Raw genomic sequence first — 6,537 nt, forward strand, 5'->3', positions numbered from 1 at the left:
ATGTTGACGCGATTGCGGACGCAAAACCGCTTCACACTTTTCCTCAAATTGCTTTAAGGAGTTCGGCATGCGCGACATCCTCGAAGACCTCGAAGCCGGCAAGCTGCTTTCGGATCCCGATCCTGTGCGTCGCGCCCAGATCCAGATGAAGACGCCGCTGCCGAGGCGTTTCTACCAGGCTGTTTCGGTGGCTCCCGTCGAGAATGGCTTTGCAATCAATCTCGACGGACGGCCGGTGCGCACGCCTGGCAAGGCTGTGATGGTGCTGCCGACCGAAAAGGCTGCAGCACTTGTGGCCGCTGAATTCAGCGCGCAAGGCGAAGTCATCGATCCCGTGACGATGCCGGTCATGCGGCTAGTGAACACCGCCATCGACGGCGTCGCCTCCGATCCGCAGGCGGTGCTGGAGGATATCCTGCGCTTCGCCTCGTCCGATCTTCTTTGCTACCGCGCCGACGGCCCGCAAGGCCTGGTCGATCGCCAGAACAACCATTGGGATCCGGTGCTGGACTGGGCGCGCAGCCATCTCGGCGCACGCTTCAACCTTGCCGAAGGCGTCATCCATGTCGAGCAGCCCCGCGAAACCATCGCCGTTCTCGGCGCGCATCTTGGCCAGCGCTCGGAACCGATGCGGCTGGCCGCCATCCATGTCATGACAGCGCTGACCGGTTCGGCGCTGCTGGCCTTGGCCGTCGATTTCGGCGAGCTCGACGGCGAGGAAGCCTGGGCGGCCGGCCATGTCGACGAGGATTGGCAGATCGAGCATTGGGGCCAGGATGCGGAGGCCTTGGCGCGCCGCTTGGCGCGCAAGCGCGACATGATGGCGGCGGTCAGCCTGCTCGAGGCGTTACAGGCCTGAGTGCCTTCGCAGCGCACCTAATACCAAAGTCATAATCCCATCGTCGCGGTGCCTTTCGCCCGCCCTTTCTGTCATTTTTCCTTCGTTGGCTGCGTTTTTGAGTCCGCGTTCGCAGGAGCGCGGACGGTGGCGCGCAGCCATCGAGGACAGACGGGATCTCACGGGAGGATATATCAATGGCAATGGCTTCGACCGCCGGCGGAACCAGCCGCGGCATGACGCGGGAGGAGAAGAAGGTCATCTTCGCCTCCTCGCTCGGTACCGTTTTCGAGTGGTATGATTTCTATCTCTACGGCTCGCTGGCCGCCTTCATCGGCTCGACCTTCTTCAGCCCGGCGATTCCCGAAGCGACGCGCAACATCTTCGCGCTGCTGGCCTTTGCCGCCGGCTTCCTTGTGCGTCCGTTCGGCGCGCTCGTGTTTGGCCGCATCGGCGATCTCGTCGGCCGCAAATACACCTTCCTCGTCACTATGACGATCATGGGCCTGTCCACCTTCCTGGTGGGCCTGCTGCCCGGCTATGCCAGTTGGGGCATCGCGGCGCCCGTGATCCTGATCGGGCTGCGCATGCTGCAGGGCCTTGCGCTTGGCGGCGAGTATGGCGGTGCCGCGACCTACGTCGCCGAACACGCGCCGGACGACCGACGCGGCTACTACACGTCCTGGATCCAGACCACGGCGACGCTCGGCCTGTTCCTGTCGCTGATCGTCATCCTGATCGTCCAGGGCTCGCTCAGCAAGGAGACCTACGCCAGTTGGGGTTGGCGCATCCCCTTCATCGTCTCGTTCCTGCTGCTCGCCATCTCGATCTGGATCCGGCTGTCGCTTTCGGAGTCGCCGACCTTCCAGCGCATGAAGGAGGAAGGTAAGGGCTCCAAGGCGCCGTTAACGGAAGCTTTCGGTCAGTGGAAGAACGCCAAGATCGCCCTTCTGGCGCTGCTCGGCCTTACCGCCGGCCAGGCCGTGATCTGGTACAACGGGCAGTTCTACGCCCTGTTCTTCCTGCAGAACGTGCTGAAGGTCGACGCATGGTCGGTCAACGTCATGATCGCTATCGCGCTGGCCGTCGGCTCGATCTTCTTCGTCGTGTTCGGCTGGCTGTCGGACAAGATCGGCCGTAAGCCCATCATCATGGCAGGCCTTGCGTTGGGCATCGTCTGCACCTTTCCGCTGTTCAAGGCTCTGACCTGGGCCGCCAATCCGGCTCTGGCCACCGCGCAGCAGAACACCCGCGCGACGGTGACGGCGGCGCCCGGCGACTGCAAGTTCCAGTTCAATCCTGTCGGCACGGCGAAGTTCACGACATCCTGTGATATCGCGACGTCGTTCCTGACCAAGAACTCGGTGCCTTACGACGTCGTTGCGACGGCAGCGCCCGGCACGGCTGCCACGGTCAAGATCGGCAACGAGACGGTGGCGTCCTATGATGCCGTTGCCGCTGGCGATCAGGCCAAGGCCAAGGAGGCGGCCTTCCAGAAAGCGGTGAACATGGCGCTGCGGGACGGCGGCTATCCGCTGAAGCGCGCCGCGGCCAAGGTTCCGGACCAGAAGCTCGACGCCTTCATCGCGGCCAATCCCGAACTCAAGCTCGATGCCGCGGCCATCCGCGGCGGCGAAAAGGCGACGGTTCCGGCCGACAAGGCGATCGCCGACAAGCTGCTGACCAAGGAGGAGGCGGCGGGTGCGCCCGAAGTCACCGTCTACAATATCCCGGGCGGCGGTCCGTTCGCCATGACTGCCGATCCGGCAGCCATCAACTGGCCGCTCACGATCGGCATCCTGTTCATCCTGGTGCTGTTCGTCACCATGGTCTATGGGCCGATCGCGGCCATCCTGGTCGAGATGTTCCCGACCCGCATTCGCTACACCGGCATGTCGCTGCCCTACCACATTGGCAATGGCTGGTTCGGCGGTCTGCTGCCGGCAACGGTGTTCGCGCTCAGCGCCTACAAGGGCGATATCTACTACGGTCTCTGGTACCCGGTTATCATCGCGGCAATGTCGCTTATCATCGGCATGATCTTCGTCAGGGATACGCTCGGCACCGACTTGCACGCCAAGGAATGACCTCGGTCACTCCGTGCAAACAGAAAGCCCGGCGTGAGCAATCACGCCGGGCTTTTTTCATGCCCAATTGCAAGAAAGCGGTCAGCTCAGCTCTTGCGCTGCTGGTTCTCTTCCTCGATCGCCGCTTCGTGGTACCAGCCGTCGAAGTCGGCGTGCTCGCCGCGAAGTGCCGCAAGTTCTGCCGCGAAGTTGGCCTTGGCGCCTAAATTTGAGGCAGACTTGCGTGCTGCGAGCGGGAACAGCAGGACTTTGGCCGACGGCCGCGATGGCGTGACTTGCATTGCCGATCTCCTCGCCTTTTCAGGAGCGTACCGATTCACCTTCCCATCAAAATATGCCCTGCGATTCCTTTAGGCAATATGCTTACAAAAAGATCAGCAAATGCCTATTTTATAAGCAAAATCGGCACCTGAACGATCCAGTCGCATTGCTGAGACGGCTCAACAAAATCAACGCGTTGCCATGACCATTTTGCCGCACCCCGCGAAGGCCGAGTGGCATACGAATTGCTTTTTGACCGTCGGCAGGCCGGCTCGAGCCGGCCGAGCGTCGCCACCATTTGGCGGTGATCAAGCAACGAGAGGCTCTAGAATGACCAAATACAAGCTCGAGTATATCTGGCTGGACGGCTACACACCGGTCCCCAATCTGCGCGGCAAGACCCAGATCAAGGAATTCGCCGAGTTCCCGACGCTCGAGCAGCTGCCGCTATGGGGCTTCGATGGTTCCTCCACGAACCAGGCTGAGGGGCGCAGCTCCGATTGCGTGCTGAAGCCGGTCGCGCTTTATCCGGACCCGGCCCGCACCAACGGTATTCTGGTCATGTGCGAAGTCATGATGCCCGATGGCGTCACCCCGCATGAATCCAACAGCCGCGCGACCATCCTCGACGACGAGGATGCCTGGTTCGGCTTCGAGCAGGAATATTTCTTCTACAAGGACGGCCGTCCGCTTGGCTTCCCCGAGAGCGGCTACCCGGCCCCGCAGGGTCCGTATTACACCGGCGTTGGCTACAAGAACGTCGGCGATGTCGCCCGCCAGATCGTCGAGGAACATCTCGACCTTTGCCTCGCCGCCGGCATCAACCATGAAGGCATCAACGCCGAAGTGGCCAAGGGCCAGTGGGAATTCCAGATTTTCGGCAAGGGCTCCAAGAAGGCGGCCGACCAGATCTGGATGGCGCGCTATCTGCTGCTGCGTCTGACCGAAAAATACGGCATCGACATCGAGTTCCACTGCAAGCCGCTCGGCGACACCGACTGGAACGGCTCGGGCATGCACTGCAACTTCTCGACCAAGTACATGCGTGAAGTCGGCGGCAAGGCCTATTTCGAGGCGCTGATGGCGCAGTTCGACAAGAACCTGATGGATCATATCGCGGTCTACGGCCCGGACAACGACAAGCGCCTGACCGGCAAGCACGAAACCGCGCCGTGGAACAAGTTCTCCTACGGTGTCGCCGACCGCGGCGCTTCGATCCGCGTGCCGCACTCCTTCGTCAAGAACGACTACAAGGGCTACCTGGAAGACCGTCGCCCGAACTCGCAGGGCGACCCCTACCAGATTGCCTCGCAGGTGCTGAAGACGATCTCGCAGGTTTCGACCGCCGCGGTTTCGGCTGCCGCCTGATTCCTCGCTAGGGGCGCAGGCCCCCGGCACGATGAGCACGCTAGAAAAGCCCCAGCGGAAACCCGCTGGGGCTTTTTGCATGGGAGAGCCGGCAATACAGGCCAGTCTGCCGCCACCGTCAGGCGGCAATCACGCACGCGATTTGAGCGCTGCCACTATGTCTTGGCGTGGGGCAGGGCGCGGCGTGCGGTTCCCGTCGCGGTTGACCTGGGCGAGGAAGATGTCGCCGGAGAAATGCGAGCAGCCGGCGGTGCCGGTGCGCGAGCCCGGCCGGCACGCGCCGCGCCGGCTCGAAAGCCCGTCTGCTGAAATGAAAAGCCCTTGGAAGGGAGTGCCTTCCAAGGGCGGAATTTCCATCCGATCAGAAGCTTAGACCGAATAATACATGTCGTACTCAACCGGGTGCGGGGTCATTTCGAAGCGCATGACCTCGGCCATCTTGAGCTCGATATAGCTGTCGATCTGATCGTCGTCGAAGACGCCGCCGGCCTTGAGGAAGCCGCGGTCCTTGTCGAGGTTCTGCAGGGCTTCGCGCAGCGAGCCGCAGACGGTCGGGATCTTCTTCAGCTCCTTCGGCGGCAGGTCGTAGAGATCCTTGTCCATCGGCTGTCCGGGGTGGATCTTGTTCTTGATGCCATCGAGGCCGGCCATCAGCATGGCGGCGAAACCGAGATAGGGGTTCGCGCCTGGATCGGGGAAGCGGACCTCGACGCGCTTCGACTTCGGCGAGTTGCCGAACGGAATGCGGCAGGAAGCTGAGCGGTTGCGCGCCGAATAGGCGAGCAGCACCGGCGCCTCATAGCCCGGCACCAGACGCTTGTAGGAGTTGGTCAGCGGGTTGGTGAAGGCGTTAATCGCCTTGGCGTGCTTGATGATGCCGCCGATGTAATAGAGGCAGCTCTCCGACAGGCCGGCATATTCGTTGCCGGCGAAGGTCGGCTTGCCGCCCTTCCAGATCGACTGGTGGACGTGCATGCCCGAGCCATTGTCGCCGAACACCGGCTTCGGCATGAAGGTGGCTGTCTTCCCGTAGGCGTTGGCGACCTGGTGCACGACATACTTGTAGATCAGCATCTTGTCGGCGTTGCGCACCAGCGTGTCGAACTTGATGCCGAGCTCGTGCTGCGCGGCGGCGACCTCGTGGTGGTGCTTTTCGACGCGCACACCCATTTCGGCGAGCACGGTCAGCATCTCGGAACGCATGTCCTGGCAGGAATCGATCGGCGGCACCGGGAAATAGCCGCCCTTGATGCGCGGACGGTGGCCGAGATTGCCGGTCTCGTAGTCGGTGTCGTCGTTGGAGGGCAGTTCGGTCGAGTCGAGACGGAAGCCGGTGTTGTAGGGATCGGCCTTGTACTTGACGTCGTCGAACACGAAGAACTCGGCCTCGGGACCGACATAGATGGTGTCGCCGATGCCTTCCGCCTTCATGTAGGCCTCGGCCTTCTTGGCGGTGCCGCGCGGATCGCGGTTATAAGCCTCGCCCGAAATCGGATCGAGGATGTCGCACAGGATGACCATGGTCGACTGGGCAAAGAACGGATCCATATGGACGGTATCGGTGTCCGGCATCAGCACCATGTCGGACTCGTTGATTGCCTTCCAACCGGCGATCGAGGAGCCGTCGAACATGACGCCGTCGGCGAACATGTCTTCCTCCACCTCGACGACATCCATCGTCACATGCTGCAGCTTGCCCCGCGGATCGGTGAAGCGCAGGTCGACGAATTTCACGTCGTTGTCCTTGATCTGCTTCATGATGTCTTTGGCTGTCGTCATGTCATTTCTTCCCTGTGTGATGACGTCCGGAAATGGATTGTAGGTTTGGTCAGATGGCGTCGATGCCGGTCTCGCCTGTGCGGATGCGCACGACTTCCTCTATGTTGGAGACGAAGATTTTTCCATCGCCGATGCGGCCGGTCTGCGCCGCCTTGCGGATGGCCTCGATTGCGCCTTCGACAGCCTCGTCGCCAAGCACCACCT

6 protein-coding genes are annotated in these 6,537 nt (G+C 61.9%); 3 read left to right on the top strand and 3 right to left on the bottom strand.

The genetic code is table 11. The features are described 5' to 3' along the window. Positions 1-67 precede the first annotated feature (67 nt). Together FJ423_RS31970 and FJ423_RS31975 are read left to right on the top strand one after the other, a co-directional pair. Entirely contained in the window at positions 68-859 is a 792-nt protein-coding gene (locus FJ423_RS31970; protein ID WP_140847584.1) for an ATP12 family chaperone protein, read from the top strand. Between the two features lie 176 nt (positions 860-1,035). Next, positions 1,036-2,925 carry an MFS transporter gene (locus FJ423_RS31975; RefSeq protein ID WP_140847586.1) on the top strand — a complete coding sequence of 630 codons (1,890 nt, stop codon included), beginning with the start codon at positions 1,036-1,038 and terminating at the stop codon, positions 2,923-2,925. An 86-nt stretch (positions 2,926-3,011) separates the two neighbouring features. Here the strand turns inward: FJ423_RS31975 and FJ423_RS31980 are convergent, their stop codons facing one another. Beyond that, positions 3,012-3,206: a DUF2735 domain-containing protein gene (locus FJ423_RS31980; protein ID WP_140847589.1), complete on the bottom strand. Its 195-nt coding sequence runs from the start codon at positions 3,204-3,206 to the stop codon at positions 3,012-3,014. 310 nt (positions 3,207-3,516) lie between these two features. On the opposite strand from FJ423_RS31980, the gene FJ423_RS31985 reads away from it, so the two are divergent. Continuing rightward, positions 3,517-4,554 (top strand): glutamine synthetase beta-grasp domain-containing protein, encoded by a 1,038-nt coding sequence (locus tag FJ423_RS31985; protein ID WP_095765491.1) that lies wholly within the window; start codon positions 3,517-3,519, stop codon positions 4,552-4,554. A 369-nt stretch (positions 4,555-4,923) separates the two neighbouring features. Here FJ423_RS31985 and glnA read toward each other — a convergent pair whose 3' ends face one another. Beyond that, positions 4,924-6,333, bottom strand: coding sequence for a type I glutamate--ammonia ligase (glnA, locus tag FJ423_RS31990; protein WP_095765489.1), 1,410 nt, complete (start codon positions 6,331-6,333; stop codon positions 4,924-4,926). Between the two features lie 49 nt (positions 6,334-6,382). After that, a partial coding sequence (locus FJ423_RS31995; RefSeq protein WP_140678284.1) for a P-II family nitrogen regulator occupies positions 6,383-6,537 on the bottom strand: 155 nt, incomplete at its 5' end.

Source organism: Mesorhizobium sp. B2-8-9 (genome assembly GCF_006439475.1).
Lineage (GTDB): Bacteria > Pseudomonadota > Alphaproteobacteria > Rhizobiales > Rhizobiaceae > Mesorhizobium.

What these genes read in the sequence shown, in the direction of transcription:
- FJ423_RS31970 (WP_140847584.1), top strand. Translation starts at nt 68, where the DNA reads ATGCGCGACATCCTCGAAGACCTCGAAGCCGGCAAGCTGCTTTCGGAT.
- FJ423_RS31975 (WP_140847586.1), top strand. Translation starts at nt 1,036, where the DNA reads ATGGCAATGGCTTCGACCGCCGGCGGAACCAGCCGCGGCATGACGCGG.
- FJ423_RS31980 (WP_140847589.1), bottom strand. Translation starts at nt 3,206, where the DNA reads ATGCAAGTCACGCCATCGCGGCCGTCGGCCAAAGTCCTGCTGTTCCCG.
- FJ423_RS31985 (WP_095765491.1), top strand. Translation starts at nt 3,517, where the DNA reads ATGACCAAATACAAGCTCGAGTATATCTGGCTGGACGGCTACACACCG.
- glnA (WP_095765489.1), bottom strand. Translation starts at nt 6,333, where the DNA reads ATGACGACAGCCAAAGACATCATGAAGCAGATCAAGGACAACGACGTG.